This is a genomic window from Acinetobacter sp. A1, assembly GCF_012371315.1.
GTDB lineage: Bacteria > Pseudomonadota > Gammaproteobacteria > Pseudomonadales > Moraxellaceae > Acinetobacter.
In genome coordinates this window covers 109,975-133,972 of the sequence record NZ_JAAZQY010000003.1, presented here as the reverse complement: position 1 = coordinate 133,972, position 23,998 = coordinate 109,975, and the positions used below count along the sequence as shown (strand labels likewise).

Here is a 23,998-nt window from a genome sequence, read left to right as displayed (position 1 = left end):
TTAGCTGCAAAACTTTGAATACGAACACATAAGAGTGGACTTGCTGAGTTTACTCTTGTGCCAAAGCAGGCAGTTGTTGAGCACGGTCTTTTTCAACTTGGTGTGCCTGCATCAACTTTAAATAATGCACATAACGAATTTGTGGTTGCTGCAATAAAAGCATCGCCATGTCTTGAGTGTTGGCATATATAGATTGCTGTGCAAGACGCTGCACATTATGAAACTGTTGCACACCAACTGGGCGATAAAGTGCAAAACTCGCCAAAACAAAGATGATGCAGATAATCACTACAATCAGAATGTTATAAATTTGCTCGAGTTTAAGTTGAGAAATAAATTGAATAGTTTTTTGAATTGCGTTGTGCATGACCTACCTCTAATAGCGCTAGTGTAGGCTGCGCTTGTTCGATGCACAAGTTAAACAGCTCAATTTTTACTGTACCGTCACGGTAAAAATTGAGCCTGATTTATAATAACGTCACTCTTTACTAACCGATTGTTCCGCGAATCACAGCAAAGTATAAAACCAAAGCAATGATGGCCAGTACAAGGAAAATAGCAAAAATGCTTAGTCCTGCTTCTGCCTCTGCAGGATGTAACTCATCTTCATCTGCTATGCGCAGCAGCTCACCATCATAAGCACGATAAAATGCGATACGGTCTTCCCGATCTAATGTCTTGGCAAAATCTGCGACACGTTTGCGTTGTGCCAAGCAATATTCACCCAAATGCACATCACGCCGAAAAATCGCTTCATCTAATTTTTTACGGTGATGGTGCGCCAAATCCACAATTTGTGTTGCCAGTGGAGGTACATCAAAAGCAAACCCGTCTATCGTATTTATCATGTTATTCTCCTTTTTTCTGTGCTTACAGCTTTATAGTAATCAAAAAGAAACCTGATCAATGTTTAATCATGTAAACTTGAAATAAGAAAAACAGACCCGATAATTATTTGACAATTCAAACGAATTGTAATATTAGTTTAACATTAAAGCGTTAAATTGATATGAAGCCTAAAAGGTAGGCTTATATAAGTAATCATAATTAGAATAAGGAGTTTAATATGATTCAAGCAATCTCTCATCATGACTTAGAGCATGTTTATGCAAATGCGGTAAACACCATTCATTCACAAATGAACTTCCAAGACGCTGTTAAACAACTGGAAGAGGCTGCACGCGCAGGACATGGTAAAGCAGCAATGTTCTTGGCAGAACTGTATTATCAAGGCTTCCGTGTAGAACGTGATTCACTTAAAGCGCAGTATTGGCAAAACATGGCCACCATGCAAGCATAATAAAACGTCACTTAGGTGGCGTTTTTTTTGACCCTATTTTTTCAATTTATATTTCATACATATTTGTTTACGATTTTACGCAAAGCTTAAACGGTATATTCATCAATTCTTTTTACAATATAGCCAAATTTTACAACACTACTTGATTATGAATCAGATTAGCCAACTTCAGCCCTTACCCAAGGACTTTTTTCTTAAAATTACACTATTAAAATCAATGATGTATTGTGGTGTACTTTGGGGGCTGTATCATCAAGGCTGGGCAATGAGTTCAGATCACGATGATTATATTTTCCCTTTTTGGTTAAATGCGGTTCAAGCCAATAAATATGCAGCAAAACACTGGCCACAATACAGCCCACGCAAAATTTCTGCACAGGATTTTGAAACCTTTTTATTGCCTACGCTCACCCGTTTAAATGTTACCCCTACGCTGTATGGTTCATCGAGTCAAAAGATAAAATTGACCACATCGCAAATGAAACATTTCTTTTTTAATCAGCCCATTTTAAATATTGCTTAAATCTAAACAGGATAGAATTGACGTAAAAATCAACGATTGTGACTCTAAAGTATTTGCAATTTTTACAATTCACGTTACTTTAAAAGTCAAACAATAAACAAAAAACAGGACACATAATATGACCAAGGTAACTCACGTTTTACAAGATAAAGCACATCACGAAATTTACACAATCCACCCAGAAGCAACCGTTTTAGAAGCAATTAGCCTCATGGCAGATAAAGGTATTGGTGCTTTGGTAGTGACCGATCAAAACCAGCATGTGGTTGGCATATTGTCTGAACGTGATTACACCCGTAAAGTCATTTTGATGGAGCGAACCTCTAAAGGCACGACGGTGAGCGAAATTATGACGGCAAAAGTTTTGACTGTAACCAAAAACACCAGTGTTGAAGAATGTCTAAGCCTGATTACTGATCACCACTTACGTCACTTACCTGTTTTGGAAAATGAACAATTAGTGGGGCTAGTTTCAATTGGTGACTTGGTAAAAGCCACTATGGATGATCAACGTAAACTGATTGACCAACTACAACAATATATTGCGAGCTAAGCGTTAGCCTTCTAAAAAATTACCCAAACAAAAACGCCTAAACTTTAAAAGTTTAGGCGTTTTTAATAGGCCAAGTAATTAGTTTAGACCAAGTTTCTCTGCCACATAGTCAGAGTCTTTGTCGCCACGACCTGAAAGATTCACTACAATTTTCACATCTTTCGCCATTTTAGGTGCTTCACGTAATGCCCATGCCACCGCATGTGAACTTTCTAATGCAGGTACAATACCTTCTACTCGTGACAAGGTCATAAAGGCATCAAGACATTCTTGGTCTGTCGCTGTTGAATATTCCACACGGCCAATGTCTTTTAAGAAGCTATGTTGTGGCCCTACACCCGGATAGTCCAAACCAGAGGCAATAGAGTGCACTGGCAATGGCTCACCATGTTCATCTTCAAGTACATAACACGCCATACCGTGAAGCTGGCCTGGTTTACCCAAAGTTAGAGTTGCAGAGTGTTGATCTGTATCTAAACCATGCCCTGCAGGTTCAACACCCACAAGTTTCACTTCTGCATCATTTAAGAAAGCAGTAAATGCACCCACTGCGTTTGAACCACCACCCACACACGCGACGATATAATCTGGGTTTACACCAAAACGCTCTTGGCTTTGTAGTTTAATTTCATCACCAATAATAGATTGGAAATCACGCACCATTTTTGGAAATGGGTGTGGCCCAACCACAGAACCAATCGCATAAATAAAGTTTTTTGGGTCTTTTAAATATTCTTCAAAAGCGCTGTCCACTGCATCTTTTAAAGTGGCTGTGCCGCGGGTTACTGAAATCAGGTTGGCACCTAGAATTTTCATTTTCACCACATTCGGGTGTTCTTTTTCAATATCGACCTGTCCCATGTGAATTTCACACGGAATACCCACCAACGCACATGCCGTCGCCAAGGCTACTCCGTGCTGCCCTGCACCTGTTTCGGCAATGACTTTGGTTTTACCCATATATTTGGCCAGTAATGCCTCGCCCAAACAATGGTTAATTTTATGTGCGCCAGTATGGTTTAAATCTTCACGCTTTAAATAAATTTGCGCACCACCTAACTGTTCAGATAAACGCTTGGCATAGAATAAAGGACTTGGACGACCAACATAGTGAGTAAACAAATCTTTTAATTCATTCTGAAATTCTACCGTTTTACGAATTTCCTCATAAGCAACGTTAATTTCATCCATGGCTTCTTTTAAATGCGGTGGAATAAACTGCCCGCCATATTGCCCGAAAAAACCTTCTTCATTCGGTAATGCGATGCCATTGATTTGATGATCCATATCGATCCCCTCAGATTGAAATTCACGTTGCCTATCGTGTCTGTACTTACTTAGTCTTCGCCTAACAATCACTCAATAGTTGAGTGATATTGACGAAAATGACGCTTAACGCGCCAAATATTTAGTCATATCTTCAATGCCTTTTAAAGTCATTGGATACATATGATGTTCAAAAATTTGTTTAATTAAACCAATAGTATGGGTGTATTGCCAATAACCTTCCTGCTCTGGGTTGAGCCATGCGGTTTTTTCAAAATGCTGACGCAGACGCTGTAACCAAACTTGCCCTGCTTCATCATTCATATACTCCACCGAACCACCAATCGAATTTAACTCGTAAGGTGCCATACTGGCATCACCCACCACAATTACCCGATAGTCGCGTCCATAGGTATTCAATAAATCCCACGTGTTCATACGGGTACTGCTACGACGCAAATTGTCTTTCCAAACATAGTCATATAAGCAGTTATGGAAATAAAAATATTCGAGGGTTTTAAATTCAGTTTTAGCTGCGCTAAACAGTTTTTCACATTGGGCAATGTGAGCATCCATAGAGCCGCCTACATCAAACAGCATCAATACTTTGACACGATTGCGGCGTTCGGGTACCAATTGCACATCTAAAATGCCCTGCTTTGCAGTTTCACGGATGGTGCCATCTATATCTAGCTCTTCCGCTGCACCTTGACGGGCAAACTTGCGTAAACGGCGCAAAGCCAGTTGCATTTGCCGTGTACCTAAAATCTGTTCATCATCCAAATTACGGTATTGACGCTGTTCCCAAACTTTAACTGCAGAGCGCTTACGTCCTGGCCCACCAATACGTACACCTTCAGGATGATCACCATAAGCCCCAAAAGGTGATGTGCCGCCCGTACCAATCATACGGTTGCCACCCTGATGCTTTTTATGCTGTTCACGCAAGCGCTCTTCTAGCATTTTCATCAGTTCTTCTAATGATCCTGCTTTTTTCAGTTCTTCACGCTGCTCTGGCGTAAGATGCTTTTCAAGCAACTCTAAATCAAACCAGTCTTTGGGTAATTGATGAACTTGGTTCAGCAAATCATCTAGATCAAATGTTGAAATACCATCAAAATAATCTTTCATGGCACGGTCAAATTTGTCAAAGAATCGCTCATCTTTGACCATGACCGTTTTGACTAATTGATAGAACTCGTCCTGATCTGCAAACACCAAACCTGAAGCCACTGCTTGATTTAAGTCAATCAATTCACGTGTGCTCACAGGCACACCGTAACGACGCAAGGTGTAAAACAAGCGCACGAACATGGCGATGTACTCCTTAACGGCGTGACATAAAGGCTAAACGCTCAAGCAATTGCACATCTTGTTCGTTTTTAATGAGCGCACCATATAAAGGAGGAATGGCCTTGCTTTTATCGCTATTACGCAAAATGTCTTCTGGCATATCATCTGCCATAAGCAAGCTGAGCCAGTCAATCAATTCAGAGGTCGATGGTGGCTTCTTAAGACCCGGAACTTGGCGTAGTTTAAAGAATACTTGCAAAGCTTCGGATACCAAAGTGCCTGAAATATTTGGAAAATGCACATCGATAATATCGCGCATCGTAGCTTCATCTGGGAAATCAATATAATGGAAGAAACAACGACGTAAAAAAGCGTCTGGGAGTTCTTTTTCATTATTTGAGGTGATGATTACAATCGGACGTTGTGTTGCAGTAATGGTTTCGCCCGTTTCATAAACGTAAAATGACATTTTATCAAGTTCATGCAACAAGTCGTTTGGAAACTCAATATCTGCCTTGTCAATTTCATCAATCAACAACACACAGCGTTCTTCGCTGGTAAATGCTTCCCACAACTTTCCAGGCTTAATGTAGTTTTTAATATCATAGACGCGGTCATCGCCTAACTGGCTATCACGTAAACGTGACACCGCATCATATTCATATAAACCTTGTTGCGCTTTGGTGGTCGATTTAATGTGCCACGTAATCAGTTTCAAACCCAGACTTTGAGCCACCTGCTCAGCCAATAAGGTTTTACCTGTACCCGGCTCTCCTTTAACCAGCAGAGGTTTTTGCAGCGCACGTGCGGCTTTTACCGCAAGTTTTAAGCTATCAGTCGCAATGTACTGATCTGTACCAGAGAATTGTTGTGTATCAACAGACATGATTTTACCTTAATTTTTTTAGTTACAATGGTGAGGTCTTTTTCTTGGCAGTATAGGTGCTTTGTTTTAAACGGTATTTAGACCAAAAATAACCGATCAATAAGCCAAGACCGATCACAAATAAAATGGCAGATAAATTTGCCCAAACCAATGGCATTTCTTTGGTCAATACACCAAAAAGAAGTCCAAAAATGGCAGGAGCAAGAGCCGCGTTACTACCTTCAGATACAGTTGGCGTTAGTAAAATCGCAAACAGCATAATCCAAGTTATGCCACCCAATGGATTTGGCAAACGCTTGGCAATTGCATACCAGCACCACAAAATTATGGCGCTGCCAAGCAAGTAAACAGCAATCGCAATTGCAGTTTCAGGAATTGATGCCAACGCAGTCATAACACTATTCATTTCTCAACTCCTGAACAAAGGTTATGCACCGCGTAAACCTTCTGGTTCTACGGCATTTGGATTAATTAAACCTTCTGGCGGTACTTGAATAAAGAAACCACGAGTTTGAATTGAATCCATAACGTGTAAAACATTCACACGTGCCAATTTACGGCTTTCAGACAATTGTAAATCCATCACAAAAGTCGCACGACCAAATGCGCTGCGCATTGCTTCGGGTAAGGCATCTAGTGGATTAAACTCTTCAGTTTGCTCTGGACGGGCGATGTACAAATACATCTCATCTTTTTTGCTCGATTTATAAATTGAACAGTGCATAAACAACAAAACTCTAAAAACTCAGGCAAAGGATACAACAAAAAAAACCGAGATACATTAACCATTATTAACGCATTGGTCTAAGTTTGTATGGATGGCCATAGTTAATGACAGATTCACCACCATTAACTAGGGTTTAATTCAGAAAGTCTTTATTCAGCCACTTTCATTTGACCAGACAAATAGCGCTCGTCGGCATGCAACACGTCAATTAATGGCTTAGTCAGCAATTCATAACGCCAACCCAACAAGTAATTTGGCAAGTCTTGTTCATCGTTATGAAATACCACATGCTGATACAAAGCATTCAGCCACTTTTTACGCAACAACACTTCTTTGGGAATTTGAGTTTCCTGAACCGCAGACTGAATCACCCGCTCCATATTGTCACTGACATCTTTAGAGGAATGGCGGATTGGCCGTGCCAAACGCAGCGGCCATTGAGATTGATCAGGCAGGTATTTGATTAAATCCAAAATGGTTTTGCCATGCTCACGCACAATATGCGGACGTAAATCTTTAATTCCACTCAGTTGGAATGAATTACGTGGATTTTTTTCAACTAAATCCAACATACTAGAATTACGCAAAATAAAACTACGTGGCTGATTCAGTGCCTTGACCATTTGTTCACGCCAAACAGCCAATTGCTGTAATTGCATAAGCTGACGACGTGAATGACGGTAATTACCAATGTCTTGATACAGCAGCTCTATTGGGGTTTCTTCGCCAATTTCCTGAGTTAAATTACGGCAATCTTCCTGCACAAAATCGAGTAAATGCTGCTGTTTTAAATCACTTTGTACTTTGTCTGCCAACTGCATTAAATACAGCACATCATTGGCCGCATAATTCAATTGCTCATCGGATAAGGGACGTGCCAGCCAGTCTGAACGCGTCTGCCCTTTATCAATATCAACATTCAGCATAGTTTTTAAAGCGTTTTGATAGCTGACTTGCAAGCCATGTCCTAAAAACGACATGCCAACCTGTGTATCAAAAACATTATCTAAGTTTTTTTGCTGTGCATAATGATAAATTAAATCAATATCTTCACCGCAGGCATGAAAAATATTTTGCTGCGCCTGAAACAGTTTTTCCCAAAAAGCGGTCAAATTGAGCGAGGTGCCATCTAGTAAATAAACCTGATTATTGACATTAATTTGGAATACACCCAATTTAGGCCAAAGCGTATCGACCTTAATAAACTCGGTATCTAAACCATAGATGCTGTTTTGACTCATTAATGCCAAGACATTTTCAAAGTCTTTTTGTTGGTGAATAAATTGGAACATAGCGACCAGATAGACTGCACTCTCTAGAGTTTCATTTTAAACATTAAATAGCGTTTAGCTATAAAAATATAATCGGTATTTTACTTTTTTATCTTATTTTTAAGTCAATGCAGATATTTTCTAGTTTTTTTTATCGTTTTTTTATCTTAATTTGAGTTTTTATTCTATATTAATTCAAGCAAACACTTTAAATGATCATTCACATGAAATAAGCACCAAGATGCTTATTTCATTCGCATCCGATTATGCACGGCTTGACTTAGAGTATGACTATCGACATATTCAAGCTCGCCACCTTGCGGTACGCCTTGTGCAATCCGCGTCATCTGCACAGGTAAATGCTTTGTGGCTTCGACCAAATAGTGCGCCGTTGCCTGACCTTCCACAGTTGCATTGGTGGCTAAAATCACTTCGGTAATATTGCCATCACTCAAACGCTGTACCAAGTACGGAATGCCAATTTCATCTGGGCCAATACCATCTAAAGGCGATAAATGCCCACCCAAGACATGGTATTTGCCACGAAAACTACCGCTTTGCTCAATGGCCATCACATCGGCCGGAGATTCCACGACACACAGCAAATGTGCATCCCGATCATGTGAGGCACAAATATTGCAAACTTCATCTTCAGTTAATGAATGGCAAATCGAACATTCGTGAATATAGCTGGTGGCTTCATTCAAAGCATGAGCCAAACCGACTGCACCTTCTCTATTTTTCATAATCAGGTGCAATGCCATGCGTTGAGCCGATTTAGGCCCAACACTTGGCAAAATGCGCAGCGCTTGTACCAGTTGATCAAAACGATCACTAAACATACGCCGTTCCTTAGAATAAACCTGCCAAGCCAGGTGGCAAGCCCATACCAGAGTTTGCAGACTTCATTTTCTCTTCAGAAATTGCTTCAGCCTGACGTGCTGCATCATTCATTGCAGCTGCAATCAAATCTTCAATCATGTCTGCATCGTCTTGCAACAATTCAGGATTAATTTCGATACGTTTCACTACATTACGGCAAGTCATAGTCACTTTCACTAAACCACCACCCGCTTCTGCATGCACTTCAGTTTGCGCAAGTTCTTCTTTGGCTTTTTTAATGTTGTTTTCCACTTCTTTTTGCATGCGCTGAGCTTGCTGCATCAACATATTAATGTTCATAAAAATCTCCGAACAAATGATCTATCGTTTTAAATGAGGTCTAAACCGCGCTCGATGTCGCGAATAATATCATCAATATCTTCCAAGCCAACAGAAACACGAATTAAACCTTCGCTGATGCCTGCTGCTTGTTTGGCTTCTGGACTCATTCGGCCATGCGATGTTGTTGCAGGATGGGTAATAGTCGACTTTACATCACCCAAGTTACTAGTAATCGACAAGAAGCGTGTATTATCAATTACGGTCCAAGCGCCTTCACGCTCACCTTTCACTACAAACGATACAACACCACCAAAACCAGACTGTTGTTTTTTCGCGAGTTCATGCCCTACGTGATGTGGCAGTCCCGCATAATACACTTTTTCCACTTTTGGATGTGCATCTAGCCACTCTGCAAGTTTTTGTGCGCTGGCACAATGCGCTTTCATACGCAGGCTTAATGTTTCCAAGCCTTTTAAGAAAATCCATGCATTAAACGGACTTAATGAATTACCCAAGGTACGAATAACACTGTTGATTTCTTCGACCAACTTGTCTTTACCGACAACCGCACCGCCCAAAGCACGCCCCTGACCATCAATATATTTGGTTGATGAATAAATAATGAGGTCTGCACCAAATTTTAGTGGTTGTTGCAAAACGGGCGTACAGAAAGTGTTATCTACCGCAAATAACGCACCATGTGCATGTGCAATATCGGCAATCGCTTGCAAGTCACCCACCTGAGCCAATGGATTTGATGGTGTTTCAATAAATAACAAACGCGTATTTGGACGAATTGCTTGTTTCCAACTGTCTAAATCTTCTAGATCGACAAATGTGACATCTACCCCAAACTTCATCACATATTTTTCAAACAGTGAAATGATAGAGCCAAAGACCGCACGTGAACACACCACATGATCGCCTGCTTTAAGATAAGCCAAGGTCACAGCATGCACTGCCGCCATACCTGAGCTTGTTGCCACAGCACGTTCTGCACCATCCAAAACAGCTAAACGCTTTTCAAAGGCTTGTACCGTTGGGTTGGTATAACGTGAATAGGTATTCCCTTCAATTTCGCCTGAAAACTTGGCGGCTGCATCGGCAGCATTTTCACAGACAAAAGATGACGTCAGAAAAATTGGTTCGCTGTGTTCACTTTCAAATGTACGGTTATGCCCTGTACGAATCGCTAAAGTATCTAATTGATATGTAAGGTCGTCTGGTTGACTCATCTTTACTGCTCAGCCCTTAATTTAGTCCTAAGACCTGTTTGTTAATAATTGCCAACATTTTGAGCGCCAAGCGTATTTAAGGTCAAGGTAAAATGTATAAATATCGCTTAGACTTCATTCAAATCGGCGCCTTGTGTGATGGAACACCTCATGAATCAGTTACAACGAAAATTTAATCCGCACCGAAAAAAACTGAAAAACCTCAGTACACGTCTGTTTAAGAGTCGGGATTTGATTCTGTCTCAGTCCACAGCCTATGAAATTGTTGCACGTTATAAACATGCACAGATTCGTTATTACGCCTCGCCAAACAAGCAATACAAAGAGCCGCTGGTATTTGTGGCACCGCTTGCCATTACCATGTCCATTTACGATTTATATCCGTATCGCTCACTGGTCAAGCATTTTCAGCATAGTGGTTTTGATGTCTATCTGATTGATTGGGGGCAATTAACCTATCAACATCGTCATCTAAATTTTATGGCTTTTATAGATGATGCCTTGCCACATTGTATTCAACATATTTTGCAGCATGCACAAACCACACAAATCTCTTTGCATGGTTGGAGTATGGCAGGTGTCTTTGCCATGCTTTACACTGCAAAACACCGACCTGAGCATGTTAAAAATTTAATGATTTTGGGCAGTCCTGTAGACAGTTATGCATCGGGGCGCGTGGGTAAGCTATTTCAAATCACCAATCGTCTGATTTCCAAATACCCGAAACTGCAACATGCATTTTATTCGGGCAACATCCCCAAGCATTTTATTCATACACCTGGCTTGATTAATGCGATAGGTTTTAAAATTTTAGACCCGAAAGCGTGGCTGGAAAGCAATAAACAGATGCTCTCCAATTTGCATGACTTACAGACTTTGCATGAAAATGCCACGCTTGCCAATTTTTTAAACAATATGATTGATTATCCAGGCGGCATTAATCAGGACATGGTGTTAAATGTTTGGCTGCAAAACCCACTTAAACAAGGTCATATTCAGCTCAAACAGCACAATATAGACCTAAAAGATATTGATTGCCCACTTCTGGTTGGTGCAGGTGACAGTGATCAGATTGTCACAGCAGAGGCAGCTCAACCTTTGTGTGAATTGACAAGTAGTACCGATGTCACGTTTACTCTTATTCCTGGTGGGCATTTAGGTTTAATGTCCAGTCAAAAAAGTGCCAATGAATTTTGGCCTAAATTGACCACATGGTTAGAACAACGATCCAGCAAAATCGCATAAAGAGAGCACGAACATGATTCAATCTGTTGCATTTATTGGCTTAGGCGCAATGGGCTACCGCATGGCAGCACATTTACCCAAACATTTTGACACGGTCTATGTTTGGAATCGTAACTTTGCCAAAGCCGAGCAACATGCTGCAGAATATGGCACTCAAGCGGTTGAATTGGCTCAAGCGGTACAGGCAGATGTTATTTTTTCTTGCTTGCCTACCAGTACCGAAGTTGAAAACCTGATTGCACAAGTTCAACTTAAAGCAGGTTCAGTTTGGGTCGACTGCACCAGTGGCGTACCTGAAAGCGCAAAAAAACTGGTACAACAACTTAAAGCCCAAAACGTCGATTTCTTAGATGCACCTGTAAGTGGCCAAACCATTGGTGCAGAAAATGCCACCTTAACGGTCATGATTGGTGGTAAAGCAGCAGCCTTTGAAAAAGCGCTCCCTGCAATTCAGGCTTTTGGTAAAGTGATTCAGCACGTGGGTGAACCAGGTGCAGGTTTTGCAGTTAAAGCGGTGAATAATATGCTCATGGCGGTCAGCCTATGTGCTGCTGCTGAAGGTTTTACTACCCTAAAAGCACATGGGGTAAATTTGAATCAGGCTTTGCAATGCATTAATGCCTCAAGTGGCAAAAGTGCCGTAACAGAAATGATTTTACCGCAACGAGTACTGAATCGTGCTTTCCCCAATACCTTTGCACTGCCTTTACTTGCCAAAGATACAGGCATTGCACTTGATTTAGTCCGTGAGGCGGCCTTGCCTGCACCTGTACTGGCATTAACTCAAAGTCTGATTCAAGCGGCAAATTTAACTGCAGAAAAAGACAGTGATTTTTCCAGTGCCGTGAAAATGTATGAATTATGGAGTAATATTACCCTAGAGTAAGAACTCGCCATTGAATACGCAGCCACAAACCCAATAATGTATATAAGTGCTTCGTCACCCTACAAACCACAGAGGAAACTCTTATGAAAAAGTTTAGCATTGCCGTATTTGCAAGCCTTGCAACTTTTATCGGGGCAAATTCAACTGCTTTTGCTTCTGAGCAAGAATGTCAAAAATTAAAAAATGATCACGATGTTATTTATGCATCTAAAGGTTTCTGCTTTAAAGACCCTGAAGCTAAAGCACGTTTTGGTAATGACAACTGCTATACAACTAAGCCGAAGTTCTCTGAAAAAGAACAACAACGCCTTGATGCAATTAAAGCACGTCAAAAAGAATTGAACTGTAAATAACAGTTTTGAAAATAAGCTGAATTGAAGGAATTATTATGGCTTACGATGATCAAAATATTTTTGCAAGAATTTTACGTGGTGAGCTTCCTGCAATAAAAGTGTATGAAGATGAACACGTGCTTGCGTTTATGGACATCATGCCACAAGCCGATGGTCACACCTTGGTTATTCCTAAAACACCTGCAGTTACTTTATTGGACCTACCTGCCGAAGCTGCAGCATATACCATCCAAATTGTGCAAAAAATTGCCAAAGCCATTGAAAAAGGCTTAGGTGTAGATGGTATTGTGCTCATGCAGCTATCTGGTGCAAGTGCAGGACAAACTGTACCGCATGTTCATTTCCATTTAATTCCAACTTCAGTTCACGAACTTGGAAAACATGCTGCACAAATGGGCGATCAAGAAAAAATTAAAGCCCAAGCAGAAAAAATTAAAGCAGCGCTTTAAAAATTTCAAAAATGTCATACAAAATGAATGGAGCAGCTGCTCCATTTTTTATTTAAAAACAATTCAAATACTTAAAAATAAATCACAATTATTAGACCTCTTGCGAAAGTATAGTTTTATCTAATTTTTGAATTGGCTAAAAGCTCATAAATATAACTTTCGGGTGATTAAAATGTAACTAACGCAAGAAGTCTATTTATTACATTTTATTACCTGTCATCAAATTGTAATTTTTTCTTCACTTCAATGTCACATAGTTTGCAGATACTGCTTAGCAAGTTGGTGAGCTTGTGTAACTTTTTGTACACAAGCTAACTAAATAAGAAAGCAAGGCGAATGCCATTTTTAAAAGTGTTTTGGAGAAATCTTGATGAAAAAATTGCTTCTAGCAGCTACTGTTGCAGCAATGGGTGTAAGCGCAGCACAAGCAGCACCAACTTTGTATGGTAAGATCAATCTATCGGTTGACCAAATTCAAAATGATGATTTTGAAAAAGATCAAGATGTCACTGAATTAAATTCTAACGCTTCTCGTATTGGGGTTAAAGGCGAAGAAAAATTAACTGAAAATGTATCAGCAGTTTATGTGGCTGAATGGGAAATCAGTGCTGATGGTGATGAAAATGATGCTCAAACTTTCAAAAAACGTAATCTTTTTGGTGGTTTAAAGTTTGAAAATGTAGGTACTTTAAAAGCTGGTATTTTTGATTCTTATTTCAAAAATGCTGCTGGAAAATACCAAGATATCTTTAATGATCACACCCTTGATATCACAAACATGATGTATGGTGAAGATCGTCTTAAAAACTCTATCGGGTTTGAAACAGACAAAAAAATGCTAGGTGGCTTACAATTTAATATCCTAGCGCAACAAGGTGAAGATGCAAATAATGACTATGCCACATCTGGTCAAAAAGGAAAACGCGATGGTTTTGGTGATTCTATCTCTACTTCTTTGACTTATGATAATAAAGATGTTGGTGTTGCTCTTGCACTAGCAGGTAACTTTGGCGTTCAAGGTAAATACGCTGGATTAGATGGTGAAAAACTATATTCAGATGCTGTACGTGTGACTGGTTCTTACGATTTTAGCAAAGTAGGTGTAAACGGTTTAGTACTTGGTGCTCTTTACCAACAAGCAGAACCAACTGACAAAATTGAAGGTCTTGAAGGTTTAGAAGAAAAAGCTTGGTTACTTAGCTCAACATATAAAGTTGGCAACACACCATGGGTTGTTAAAGCTCAATACCAAACTGCTGAAACTACAGCTGAGGCATTTGATGGTGATATCACCATTGACCAATATGGTATCGGTGTTGACTACAACCTCAATAAACAAACTCGTTTCTACGGTGTTCTTGCACAACAAAAAATTGATATTACTGGTGTAGATCTTGAAGAAGATAACAAAACAGTATTTGGTTTAGGTATGGAATATAACTTCTAATCTTAAGATTAAAGTGAATTCTAAAAATAAAAGGGCTTATGCCCTTTTATTTTTTCTTAAATTTAACGCTTTAAAAACCCAGACACTAAATTCATGACTTGTTGAATATCGTCGTTGGCTTCTTGTTTACTGGTTTGCTCACCTTGTGGTGTCAATGAATCAATAATTTGCGGCAATACTGTAGAAATTGCACTATAAATATCTTGCTTTGGTGCCTGAGTTTGCTGCGCGACCTGCTCTACATCAGCATCATCAAATAAACTTTGTACTTGTTCAGCACCTACATGTGCATTCTCACCTGGGCCTGTAGACACCCAATCATCTACCTGACTAGTTAAGCCTTGCCCTTTTAACTTATCCAAAGCACCTTGCAAACCACCTTGTTTTTGAATCCATGCCAACACCAAAGGCAGTACTGCAACCAGCAAACTTTGTGTACCAGAAGCGCCTGCTGTTGAACGCTGTTGCTGCCCGCCTAACTGGCCAAGTACCGAACCAAGAATTCCACCCAAGCCACCTTGAGATGATTGCTGGTTATTTCCACTTAACTGCCCCAATACCGAACCTAAAATACCACCTAAACCACCTTGTGATTGATTAGATTGTTGATTCGCACCTAATGCTTGCTTTGCCAATATTTCAACAATATTGCTTAAATTGGTCATTTTATTTTCCTCATTATGCCCTAATGACAGCATACGAAGTTTTAAGCTAAATGCTTGCTAGAAATTGTTAAATTTTGCAATAAGTTTTCTTTTTATGACTCAAGTATCACTTTAAGGTGAACTACTTAAGTGTTTACCAACGGAATTTATCCCAATTTTCAGGATTTGCCCAAAACTTAGAGTTAAACCAATCAGGCACGTGCTTATAAGTCAAAATATTAAACTGCCATAAGGTCAAATGATGTTCTTCAAATTTATGGTCAATTAATTGGGTAAAACCAAGCGCACGAAGCAATTGCTCATCTTCACGTGAAGCGATAACTATAATTCGTTTAGCCAGTAAATCACGTAATTTCACCAATACCTGAGATTTTTGCAGAGTCAATTTTTCCTGTGTACTGTCAGAGAAAAAATCTGTGCTGTCTAAAAAAACAATACCTAAATCAAAACGCTGGGTAAAAGGCAGATTTAAAAAGTCCAATGCGCTAAAATACTGACATGCAATAGTGGGAAAATTATCCACTGTTATATTTTGAGGATTCGGGCTAGTTTCACTATTTTGCCCCACACATAATGCGGTAGAAATTGGCTGTTGTTGAGATAAATCTGCAATCAACGCTTGAATCAAACGCATATCAGCCATTACTGCATTCCTTCATTTTTTGAGAGAGTATTCTTATGGAACTACAAGGCATTTGCCATAAAATGCACGCAGGTCTTAAGGACCATAGTGTAACTGATGAACAGGTACACAAGGCAAATGTTGAATATAAATTTATTCTAGACCGTTCAGAAATTGATCTGCCTTTTCAGCTTGGTCAAGAAATTGAACTGGAATGGACAGGCAATATTTACTGTGTTTCTTGTGGTGTCAAAACCCCAAAATCATATTCTCAGGGTCATTGTTTTAAATGCTTTAAAACTAAGGCTTCTTGCGATATGTGCATTATGAAACCTGAAACCTGTCATTATCATTTAGGGACGTGTCGTGAAGATAGTTTTGCGCATGAGGTCTGCTTTCAACCACATATAGTCTATTTAGCCAACTCCAGCGCTTTAAAAGTGGGGATTACCCGTCTAGGACAAATGCCAACACGCTGGTTAGATCAGGGTGCCACCCAAGCATTGCCAATTATGAAAGTTGGCTCACGCCGTTTATCTGGGCAACTCGAAATCATGTTTGGTTCACAAGTGGCAGATAAAACGGACTGGCGTAAACTGCTTAAAGGTGAAGCAGCACCTTTGAACTTAATTGAAGTGCGTGAACAGCTTATTGAAGAGTTTGCACCTAAAATTCAAACTATTCGTGATGAATTTAGTCAAAACTTAGAATTCAATGAAACCGTTGAATTGTTAGAGCAAGAGCCACCACGTGAGTTTGTTTACCCTGTAGAGCAATATCCTGAAAAAATCAAATCGCATAATTTGGATAAAACCCCAATTATTCGCGGTAAGTTACAAGGTATTAAAGGACAATATCTCATATTAGATACAGGCGTGATTAACATTCGTAAATATACAGGTTATGAATTAAAAATCCGCGCTGAATGAGTCACAAATATTCTTAGTCAACGCTTTCACAAGCACAAAAAAACCAGCAAATTTGCTGGTTTTTTCTTTGATGATAAATATGACTATTTGATTTTCGCTTGAGACTTCAAATATTGAGTGTAGTCATCCAACTCTTGCTGAGCACGAAGTTGTTGATATAACTGCGCCAATTCTTTGAGCTGTTCAGGCGTTAAAGCATTCGAAGTTGTGTCATTTACATTCGATACAGCAACCACAACCAATTCATTCGGTAAAGACGCTGTGGTTACTGACCACATGCCTTGTTTAGGTGCAAGCACACTAAATGCAGCACGTTCAATTTCACGCTTTAACAAGCCATCTGCACGAGTAAATGTACCTGCATTTTCAAAACGGATTTGGTTTTTAGCTAAAACCGTTGCAGCTGGCTGAGTTTTAAATGCATCTAAAGCAGCTTGAATATCTTTTTTAGCCGCATCAAATGCTTTTTTCTCAATCAGTTGTGTTTTCACACGCGGGGTTGCCTCCTCTAAAGTTTGCACACCTGCTGCATGGTAATTACGCACTTTCACCCATACCACATCACCATTAGCCAAAGTGATATTGCTTGAGGCATTACGATCACCATTTTTCACATCATCATTAAACAGCTTCACTTTCACACTTGGCTGGCTTAACACAGGATGTTGTGTCGCTAAAGTAACCGCATTAGCAGATTGAACTTTGACTGTTTTAACTTCTTCAGCCACGACATCTAAAGCGTCACTGCTTACCACCAATTCATTTAAGCTGTTGATGGTATCTGTATAAGCATTTTCAGTTTTTGCTTTTTGCAACTCAGCTGTTAAACGTGCTTTTTCAGCTTCAAACGTAGGTACTTGAACTGCAGCACCTTCAGTTTGAATTAAATGATAGCCATATTGCGTTTTAATCGGCTGAGATACTTCACCCGATCTCAGGCTATTTACAGCTTTATCGAAAGCATCACCAAAGACACCAGCTTCATAACCTGCAACCGTACCACCTTTGGCCTTAGACTCAGGGTCATCTGAATACTTTTGTGCAGCAGAGGCAAAACTTGCACCCTGTTGAATTTCAGTAGCTGCTTGTGCTGCCAGTTTTTGAGCTGCGGGATCATCACGTGCATCCGTGGTGATTAAAATATGTTTAACCGTCGGCGTTGCTGCACTTTTTTGCGTGTCTACAAACTTTTGATACGCTTGCTGTAATTCAGCATCCGACACAGTCGTATTTGCAGGGGCAATATTTGCAGGCGTAACGACAACATAATCAACATCTACACTTGCCACTTGCTTAAAGGTGCTTGAATGCTGCTCATAATATGCTGCAATTTCTTGTGTAGTCACGCTGATATTTTTCTTGTAGTCATCCAACTTAATGCTAGACAAATGCAAAGTACGCTGTTGGGTCTGTAGATTTGCAATTTGCTGAATATCAGACGGGCTCACCAAAGCATAATCTGTAAAGCTCGCACTTAGCATTTTTAAAGCGTGATCCTGACGCAAGTTTGCAACCAATGCTTGATTCGTCATACCCACAGATTGCAAATAGTTGGCATACAATGTTTCAGAAAACTTACCGTCTTGTTGGAAGTTTGGCTGTTGCGCAATCATTTGCTCAATTTGAGCATCACTCAAAGAAATGCCCAGTTTTTCAGCCTGTTGCAATAACAAAGTACGTGCAACCAAAGTGTCTTGTGCTTTATTTTGAATGTAATTTTGATTTAACAGCGTTTCATCACCGTTGGTATAAGCCAAGTATTGTTCTTTCAGCGAGTTGGTCAGATTGTCTAATTCTCGTTTTGAAATTTGCTGACCATTCACGGTTTGTGCAGTGTCTTCAGACTGACCACCACTAAAATATCCTTCAATACCTACAAGTGCTAAAGGGGTCAAGAATAAAACGAGCAAAACTTTGCCCAACCAACCCTTAATAACTTTACGAAAAGATTCCATAAGTATTCCAATATTTTATTTGCGGAAGATTTTAACTGAAAACCCTCTGCGAATGAATGCATTGACGCCTTTTATTGACATTATTAATAAAAAACGCGCCAATTGGCGCGCTTTCTTGGCATTTTAAAAGATTATGCTACTGAATCTTTCAAACCTTTACCTGCTTTAAAGCTTGGTACTTTGCTTGCTTTAATTTCTAGGGTTGCACCTGTTTGTGGGTTGCGACCTGTACGTGCAGCACGCTCTTTCACGCTAAATGTACCAAAACCCACTAAAGTTACAGTATCACCAGCTTTAAGCGCTTCAGTAATTGAAGCAATTGTTGCGTCTAAGGCTTTACCTGCATCAGTCTTAGACAATCCCCCTTTCTCTGCAATTGCATCGATTAATTCTGATTTATTCATGAAGATTACGTCCTCTTAATATCGTTTATTTAAGGTCCAGAGATTTAATTTAAATTACCGTAACGCCTTTATAGCAATGCTTTGAGGGTAAAAGCAATACTCCCTGTACGCTTTTATGCAAAATAAATGGTAAAAAACGATGGAGCATAAGATACTATTGACAATTAGTCTAAAACCCGTCTCTCATCCACATCTGCATGTTTCTAAATCTAGGCTAGACACGTTTACTTTTTGCAACATCTTCTTTTAATTGTTTATTTTCTTCAATCAAGGCATCAACTTTGGCATGTAATTGTAATACTAAATGCTCTAAATGTTGAAGATCTTTTGCTGTTACTAAGCCAATTCTATTTAAAGAATGATTTACGCTATGGTCAATCAGACGCTCGACCTTGTCTTTGGTGTCTATCACCGATTCCTTGGCTTTTTCTGAAACCTTTTCAACAGTTTGGTCAGCAATTTCAGTGGTTTTAGATTCCAGCTCTTCCCCCACCTTGACCAGAGAGTCAAACAATTTATTGCCTTCCTCTTCAGCGCGTGAAAAAGCACCTAAACCTGCTAACCAAATTTGCTTGGTATATTTACGAAAATCGAGTGAAGATTTACGACCTGCACGTATTTTATCTTTATTTTTCAATGTATTTTCAGATTCAGAAGTATGTTCTTCTGGCGTTTGTGTTGCATTTTCCATGGACACATCTCCCGCTTATTTTATGCGCAAATGAATATAATAAACCTACAAAATACGCCAATAATAGCAAATTAAATACTTGATCGTTTTGCTAAACTGTTCTACAAAGCAAGATTATTGCATGTGTTTTCCGATATTTCTGATCAAAAAACACAAATTAAGGAATTCAACTTTTAAATTAAGGGACTTGGTTTTATGAGTGACTCGCAACAAAGACAAAGTAATCCGCATTTGTTGCTCACCATGGTTATGATTGTGCTTGAAACCATTTTTAGCTTTATTTTAAAGCACGATCGCGTTGTCGCATTGCAAGCTAAAAAATTTGTAGATCAAAAAATTACTATAAAAATTAATAGCTACATTCCTTATTTTGACATATATGTGCAATTTAGCCCACATGGCATTTTGTTTGACAGTAAAGCGCCTGATCAAGCTATTGATTTAGATGTACGCACCACTTTAATGGATTTATTTAAAATCTTCATTTTAGGCAACCGTCGTAGCATCAAACACATGCGTATAGATGGCGACATCACTCTAAAAGATGAATTTCGTGATCTGATTTTGCATTTTAGTGCGCCTAAAGTTTTGGCCGACTGGAAACAGTGGTTAAAAGAAGCACCTCAAGGGCAAGAAGTGGTTAGCTCTAAAAAACGTATTGCCCCACTTTTAGACAAAATTGATGAGCAGCGCTCTAAAATTAACACCTTACAAGTTGAGCTGAAACAACATAAAAACCGTATTCGTCGTATTGAGCGACGTCAAAAACGTATCAATATCGCCTTTAGCATAATAACAGTACTATTAATTACGTTATTAGTGTATAATTTATGGCTGAATTAAGAACACTAAAACATCAATAAAAACAGCCCTAAACCTCCGCTACAAGATAACAATAAAATACTTGACTAATTTAGTCGGGATTCATAGAATACACACATCTAGTCTAATCATGTGTATCGAATCATGCGCTTAACAACTCGCGGTCGCTACGCAGTGACTGCTCTACTTGATTTAGCTTTGCAGCCAACTGAACAAACGATCACGCTTGCTGAAATTGCAGCCCGTCAAACTATTTCTGTTGCTTATCTTGAGCAGTTATTCGCAAAACTTAAGCGCCACGGCTTAGTGTCTAGTGTTCGCGGTGCTAACGGTGGTTACCATTTAGCACGTAGTGCAAATGAAATCACTGTACTAGAAATTATTGAAGCCGTAAATGAAACAGTTGATGCCACTCGCTGCGACCATAAAGGGAACTGCCAAAATGGTGCAATGTGCTTAACTCATGACTTATGGCAAGAACTCTCCCATCATATCGCCGACTATCTCGCTAAAATCTCACTTGCTGACTTAGTAGCCCGTGACAACGTACAAACCGTTGCCATCCGCCAAAATACAGCTCCGTTTGATTCAGCCTTTTTATCGGTTACAGGTATTTGACATGAAACGTCCTATTTATCTTGACTACGCAGCAACCACTCCTGTAGATCCGCAAGTTGCAGAACGCATGATGGAGTGCCTGACTTTTGATGGGACTTTCGGTAATGCCGCTTCTCGCTCACACGCTTATGGCTGGCAAGCAGAAGAAAAAGTTGAATATGCACGTGAACAAGTTGCTAACTTGATCAAAGCAGACCCTCGTGAAATCGTGTGGACTTCAGGTGCAACCGAATCTGACAACCTTGCGCTTAAAGGTGTAGCACAATTCTACGCTTCTAAAGGCAAACACATCATTACCTCTAAAATTGAGCATAAAGCCATTTTAGATACCTGTCGTGAGCTTGAATCTGAAGGTTTTGAAATCACCTACTTAGAGCCACAACCACAAACAGGTTTAATTACTCCTGAAATGGTTGAAGCGGCAATTCGTCCAGATACGATTTTAGTATCTTTGATGATGGTGAATAACGAAATTGGCACCATTACCGATGTCGCTGCAATTGGCGAAATCACACGTGCTAAGAAAATCTTCTTCCACGTTGATGCTGCACAGGCCGCTGGTAAAGTTAAAATTGATTTATCTACTTTAAAAGTAGATTTGATGAGCTTCTCTGCACACAAAATCTATGGTCCTAAAGGTATTGGTGCACTTTTCGTTCGCCGCAGCCCTCGTGTTCGCCTAAAAGCGCAAATGCATGGTGGCGGTCACGAACGTGGTATGCGTTCAGGCACACTTGCAACACACCAAATTGTAGGTATGGGCGAAGCGTTTGAGCTTGCAGGTAAAAACTTAGCTTCTGAACAAGCACGTTTACGTGTATTGCGTGACAAGCTTTGGAATGGCTTAAACTCTATGGAACAAGTGTTCCTGAACGGTCACCCAACTCAGAACGTAGCAAACTACTTAAATATCAGCTTCAACTTTGTTGAAGGTGAATCTTTAATGATGTCACTGAAAGATGCTGCGGTATCTTCTGGTTCTGCATGTACATCTGCAACTTTAGAGCCATCTTATGTATTACGTGCTTTAGGTCTTTCAGACGAACTCGCACATAGCTCAATCCGCTTCAGCTTTGGTAAATACACCACTGAAGAAGATATTGATCATGTACTTGAAGTCACTAAAGCTGCTGTTGAAAAGTTACGTGAACTTTCACCACTTTGGGATATGTACAAAGAAGGCATTGACCTTTCTAAAGTGGAATGGACTGAGCACTAATTCATCCCTGAATCTAATGGCTTTGTTAGGAAGCCATTAGATTGATAAAGGTAATTTTACCCCCATATTCATATTAAGGCGGACCCCGAGGTTTGGAGAAGCGACATGGCTTATAGCGATAAAGTAATTGATCATTACGAAAACCCTCGTAATGTTGGCGTTTTAGACAAAAATGCTGAAAACGTTGGTACAGGTATGGTGGGCGCACCTGCATGTGGTGATGTAATGCGTCTACAAATTCAAGTTAACGATGAAGGCGTGATTGAAGAAGCACGTTTCAAAACTTATGGTTGCGGTTCTGCAATTGCATCAAGCTCGTTGGTAACTGAGTGGCTTAAAGGTAAAACTTTAGATGAAGCTCAAGCCATCAAAAACATTGATATTGCCAATGAATTAGCCCTTCCACCAGTAAAAGTACACTGCTCTGTGTTGGCGGAAGATGCAATCAAAGCCGCTGTTGAAGACTATCGCAGCAAAAAAACTAAAGCTTAATTTGCTGGGTTTTGTGAAAAGATAAACGGAGTTTTCATGATCAATTTAACTGAAAATGCTGCAACTCATATCAGCAATTATTTAAAAAATCGCGGTAAGGGTGAAGGTATTCGCGTTGGCGTGAAAACTTCAGGCTGTTCTGGTTTGGCTTATGTGCTCGAATTTGTAGATGAAGTAGATGCACATGACCAAATGTTCGAACAGTTTGGCGTTAAAGTTTTCGTAGATCCTAAAAGTCTAGTGTATCTAGATGGTATGGAAATGGACTACGTTAAAAACGGCTTAAACGAAGGTTTTGAGTTCAACAACCCCAATAAAAAAGGCGAATGTGGCTGTGGTGAATCTTTCACTGTATAACTAGCACCTCCCTCTTTTATGACTTAAAACAGTGTACAATACACTGTTTTAATTGCATTTATGCAGTCAATTTTGCACACTAATTGCGGATTCCATCTCCCATGAATCATTTTGAGTTGTTCAATCTTCCCGTCGCACTCGATATTGATTTCGCTGCTTTAAAAGCTGAATTTTTAAAGCTGCAGCAACAATATCACCCAGACAAAGCTGAAGACAAAGATCAAGCCCTGATTAAATCTAGTGAAATTAATCAAGCCTTTAAACAACTCTCTGCAATTGACAGTCGTGCAGCTTATCTGCTGTCACTGAAAAAACAGGATTATCACTTAGATCAATCTATTCATGATTTTGAATTTTTACAGGATGCTCTAGAAATTCGAGAGCAACTGGATGATGCAAGTGCTGCCGAAGACCTGCAGTCCCTCAAAGTTGAAGTTCAGCAATGGATTGATGGTTTGGTACGTGAGTTTAAAATTGACTATGCCGAAGAAGATTGGGCTGAAGCACGAGACACAGTCCGCAAGTTACGTTTTTTCATTAAAGTCATGGCAGATATAGACAAAGCTGAAGATCGTTTCTTAGATGACGATAGCTTTGATTTAGATGATGATTTTTAATTTAGTGTA

Annotated in this window: 31 protein-coding genes; 15 read left to right on the top strand and 16 right to left on the bottom strand. The window is 39.7% G+C overall.

The window, feature by feature from the left end:
• Positions 1-49 precede the first annotated feature (49 nt).
• Together HHA41_RS02230 and HHA41_RS02225 are read right to left on the bottom strand one after the other, a co-directional pair.
• Positions 50-367, bottom strand: coding sequence for a hypothetical protein (locus HHA41_RS02230; protein ID WP_168419070.1), 318 nt, complete (start codon positions 365-367; stop codon positions 50-52).
• Positions 368-488: 121 nt separating this feature from the next.
• Positions 489-848, bottom strand: a complete 360-nt coding sequence (locus tag HHA41_RS02225) for a hypothetical protein (RefSeq protein WP_168460338.1) — start codon at positions 846-848, stop codon at positions 489-491.
• A gap of 218 nt (positions 849-1,066) precedes the next feature.
• Here HHA41_RS02225 and HHA41_RS02220 point away from each other — a divergent pair, with 218 nt between their 5' ends.
• The 3 genes from HHA41_RS02220 (at position 1,067) to HHA41_RS02210 (ending at position 2,376) form a co-directional block, all read left to right on the top strand.
• Entirely contained in the window at positions 1,067-1,300 is a 234-nt protein-coding gene (locus HHA41_RS02220) for a hypothetical protein (protein ID WP_168419068.1), read from the top strand.
• Between the two features lie 148 nt (positions 1,301-1,448).
• Positions 1,449-1,823, top strand: coding sequence for a DUF2750 domain-containing protein (locus HHA41_RS02215; RefSeq protein ID WP_168419067.1), 375 nt, complete (start codon positions 1,449-1,451; stop codon positions 1,821-1,823).
• Positions 1,824-1,941: 118 nt separating this feature from the next.
• Complete coding sequence (locus HHA41_RS02210) at positions 1,942-2,376, top strand: CBS domain-containing protein (protein ID WP_168419066.1); 435 nt, start codon at positions 1,942-1,944, stop codon at positions 2,374-2,376.
• A gap of 78 nt (positions 2,377-2,454) precedes the next feature.
• On the opposite strand, the gene trpB is transcribed toward HHA41_RS02210, so the two are convergent.
• The 9 genes from trpB to HHA41_RS02165 form a co-directional block, all read right to left on the bottom strand.
• Entirely contained in the window at positions 2,455-3,663 is a 1,209-nt protein-coding gene (gene trpB, locus HHA41_RS02205) for a tryptophan synthase subunit beta (protein WP_168419065.1), read from the bottom strand.
• A 105-nt stretch (positions 3,664-3,768) separates the two neighbouring features.
• A complete protein-coding gene (locus HHA41_RS02200) occupies positions 3,769-4,956 on the bottom strand; it encodes a VWA domain-containing protein (RefSeq protein ID WP_168419064.1) in 1,188 nt (395 codons plus the stop codon).
• A gap of 13 nt (positions 4,957-4,969) precedes the next feature.
• Positions 4,970-5,821 carry a MoxR family ATPase gene (locus tag HHA41_RS02195; protein WP_168419063.1) on the bottom strand — a complete coding sequence of 284 codons (852 nt, stop codon included), beginning with the start codon at positions 5,819-5,821 and terminating at the stop codon, positions 4,970-4,972.
• Positions 5,822-5,843: 22 nt separating this feature from the next.
• Positions 5,844-6,227 carry a hypothetical protein gene (locus HHA41_RS02190; protein WP_168460337.1) on the bottom strand — a complete coding sequence of 128 codons (384 nt, stop codon included), beginning with the start codon at positions 6,225-6,227 and terminating at the stop codon, positions 5,844-5,846.
• 21 nt (positions 6,228-6,248) lie between these two features.
• The gene (locus HHA41_RS02185; protein ID WP_168419061.1) at positions 6,249-6,545 is read right to left on the bottom strand and encodes a YcgL domain-containing protein; all 297 of its coding nucleotides are present in this window, start codon (positions 6,543-6,545) and stop codon (positions 6,249-6,251) included.
• A 152-nt stretch (positions 6,546-6,697) separates the two neighbouring features.
• Complete coding sequence (locus HHA41_RS02180; protein WP_168460335.1) at positions 6,698-7,840, bottom strand: HRDC domain-containing protein; 1,143 nt, start codon at positions 7,838-7,840, stop codon at positions 6,698-6,700.
• 224 nt (positions 7,841-8,064) lie between these two features.
• The gene (recR, locus tag HHA41_RS02175) at positions 8,065-8,661 is read right to left on the bottom strand and encodes a recombination mediator RecR (protein ID WP_019837914.1); all 597 of its coding nucleotides are present in this window, start codon (positions 8,659-8,661) and stop codon (positions 8,065-8,067) included.
• A gap of 10 nt (positions 8,662-8,671) precedes the next feature.
• The gene (locus HHA41_RS02170) at positions 8,672-9,001 is read right to left on the bottom strand and encodes a YbaB/EbfC family nucleoid-associated protein (RefSeq protein ID WP_004976621.1); all 330 of its coding nucleotides are present in this window, start codon (positions 8,999-9,001) and stop codon (positions 8,672-8,674) included.
• A gap of 29 nt (positions 9,002-9,030) precedes the next feature.
• Positions 9,031-10,218, bottom strand: a complete 1,188-nt coding sequence (locus HHA41_RS02165) for an O-succinylhomoserine sulfhydrylase (RefSeq protein WP_168419059.1) — start codon at positions 10,216-10,218, stop codon at positions 9,031-9,033.
• A 150-nt stretch (positions 10,219-10,368) separates the two neighbouring features.
• Between HHA41_RS02165 and HHA41_RS02160 the strand changes: the two genes are divergently transcribed.
• The 5 genes from HHA41_RS02160 (at position 10,369) to HHA41_RS02140 (ending at position 14,598) form a co-directional block, all read left to right on the top strand.
• Positions 10,369-11,463: an alpha/beta fold hydrolase gene (locus HHA41_RS02160; RefSeq protein ID WP_168460334.1), complete on the top strand. Its 1,095-nt coding sequence runs from the start codon at positions 10,369-10,371 to the stop codon at positions 11,461-11,463.
• 13 nt (positions 11,464-11,476) lie between these two features.
• A complete protein-coding gene (locus HHA41_RS02155) occupies positions 11,477-12,349 on the top strand; it encodes an NAD(P)-dependent oxidoreductase (protein ID WP_168460333.1) in 873 nt (290 codons plus the stop codon).
• Between the two features lie 83 nt (positions 12,350-12,432).
• Complete coding sequence (locus HHA41_RS02150; RefSeq protein ID WP_168419056.1) at positions 12,433-12,702, top strand: YARHG domain-containing protein; 270 nt, start codon at positions 12,433-12,435, stop codon at positions 12,700-12,702.
• 35 nt (positions 12,703-12,737) lie between these two features.
• Positions 12,738-13,151: an HIT family protein gene (locus tag HHA41_RS02145; protein ID WP_168460331.1), complete on the top strand. Its 414-nt coding sequence runs from the start codon at positions 12,738-12,740 to the stop codon at positions 13,149-13,151.
• Positions 13,152-13,521: 370 nt separating this feature from the next.
• The gene (locus HHA41_RS02140; RefSeq protein WP_168460329.1) at positions 13,522-14,598 is read left to right on the top strand and encodes a porin; all 1,077 of its coding nucleotides are present in this window, start codon (positions 13,522-13,524) and stop codon (positions 14,596-14,598) included.
• A gap of 62 nt (positions 14,599-14,660) precedes the next feature.
• On the opposite strand, the gene HHA41_RS02135 is transcribed toward HHA41_RS02140, so the two are convergent.
• Positions 14,661-15,263, bottom strand: coding sequence for a YidB family protein (locus tag HHA41_RS02135; protein ID WP_168460327.1), 603 nt, complete (start codon positions 15,261-15,263; stop codon positions 14,661-14,663).
• A gap of 133 nt (positions 15,264-15,396) precedes the next feature.
• Entirely contained in the window at positions 15,397-15,906 is a 510-nt protein-coding gene (locus HHA41_RS02130) for a DUF6231 family protein (RefSeq protein ID WP_168460325.1), read from the bottom strand.
• Positions 15,907-15,941: 35 nt separating this feature from the next.
• Here HHA41_RS02130 and HHA41_RS02125 point away from each other — a divergent pair, with 35 nt between their 5' ends.
• A complete protein-coding gene (locus HHA41_RS02125; RefSeq protein ID WP_168460323.1) occupies positions 15,942-16,814 on the top strand; it encodes a DUF2797 domain-containing protein in 873 nt (290 codons plus the stop codon).
• An 83-nt stretch (positions 16,815-16,897) separates the two neighbouring features.
• Here the strand turns inward: HHA41_RS02125 and HHA41_RS02120 are convergent, their stop codons facing one another.
• From HHA41_RS02120 to HHA41_RS02110, 3 genes are all read right to left on the bottom strand, one after another.
• A complete protein-coding gene (locus HHA41_RS02120) occupies positions 16,898-18,769 on the bottom strand; it encodes a SurA N-terminal domain-containing protein (RefSeq protein WP_168460321.1) in 1,872 nt (623 codons plus the stop codon).
• A 131-nt stretch (positions 18,770-18,900) separates the two neighbouring features.
• Positions 18,901-19,173 (bottom strand): HU family DNA-binding protein, encoded by a 273-nt coding sequence (locus tag HHA41_RS02115; protein WP_168419049.1) that lies wholly within the window; start codon positions 19,171-19,173, stop codon positions 18,901-18,903.
• A gap of 214 nt (positions 19,174-19,387) precedes the next feature.
• Positions 19,388-19,864 (bottom strand): phasin family protein, encoded by a 477-nt coding sequence (locus HHA41_RS02110; RefSeq protein ID WP_168419048.1) that lies wholly within the window; start codon positions 19,862-19,864, stop codon positions 19,388-19,390.
• Positions 19,865-20,059: 195 nt separating this feature from the next.
• On the opposite strand from HHA41_RS02110, the gene HHA41_RS02105 reads away from it, so the two are divergent.
• From HHA41_RS02105 to hscB, 6 genes are all read left to right on the top strand, one after another.
• On the top strand, positions 20,060-20,707 hold the full coding sequence (locus HHA41_RS02105; RefSeq protein WP_168419047.1) for a hypothetical protein: 648 nt from the start codon (positions 20,060-20,062) through the stop codon (positions 20,705-20,707).
• A gap of 123 nt (positions 20,708-20,830) precedes the next feature.
• Complete coding sequence (locus HHA41_RS02100; protein WP_168460319.1) at positions 20,831-21,304, top strand: Rrf2 family transcriptional regulator; 474 nt, start codon at positions 20,831-20,833, stop codon at positions 21,302-21,304.
• Between the two features lies 1 nt (position 21,305).
• On the top strand, positions 21,306-22,523 hold the full coding sequence (locus HHA41_RS02095) for an IscS subfamily cysteine desulfurase (RefSeq protein WP_168460317.1): 1,218 nt from the start codon (positions 21,306-21,308) through the stop codon (positions 22,521-22,523).
• Between the two features lie 105 nt (positions 22,524-22,628).
• Positions 22,629-23,015, top strand: a complete 387-nt coding sequence (gene iscU, locus HHA41_RS02090) for a Fe-S cluster assembly scaffold IscU (protein WP_168419045.1) — start codon at positions 22,629-22,631, stop codon at positions 23,013-23,015.
• Positions 23,016-23,051: 36 nt separating this feature from the next.
• Positions 23,052-23,372: an iron-sulfur cluster assembly protein IscA gene (gene iscA / locus HHA41_RS02085; protein ID WP_168419044.1), complete on the top strand. Its 321-nt coding sequence runs from the start codon at positions 23,052-23,054 to the stop codon at positions 23,370-23,372.
• A 101-nt stretch (positions 23,373-23,473) separates the two neighbouring features.
• Positions 23,474-23,989, top strand: coding sequence for a Fe-S protein assembly co-chaperone HscB (gene hscB / locus HHA41_RS02080; RefSeq protein ID WP_168460315.1), 516 nt, complete (start codon positions 23,474-23,476; stop codon positions 23,987-23,989).
• Positions 23,990-23,998 lie beyond the last annotated feature (9 nt).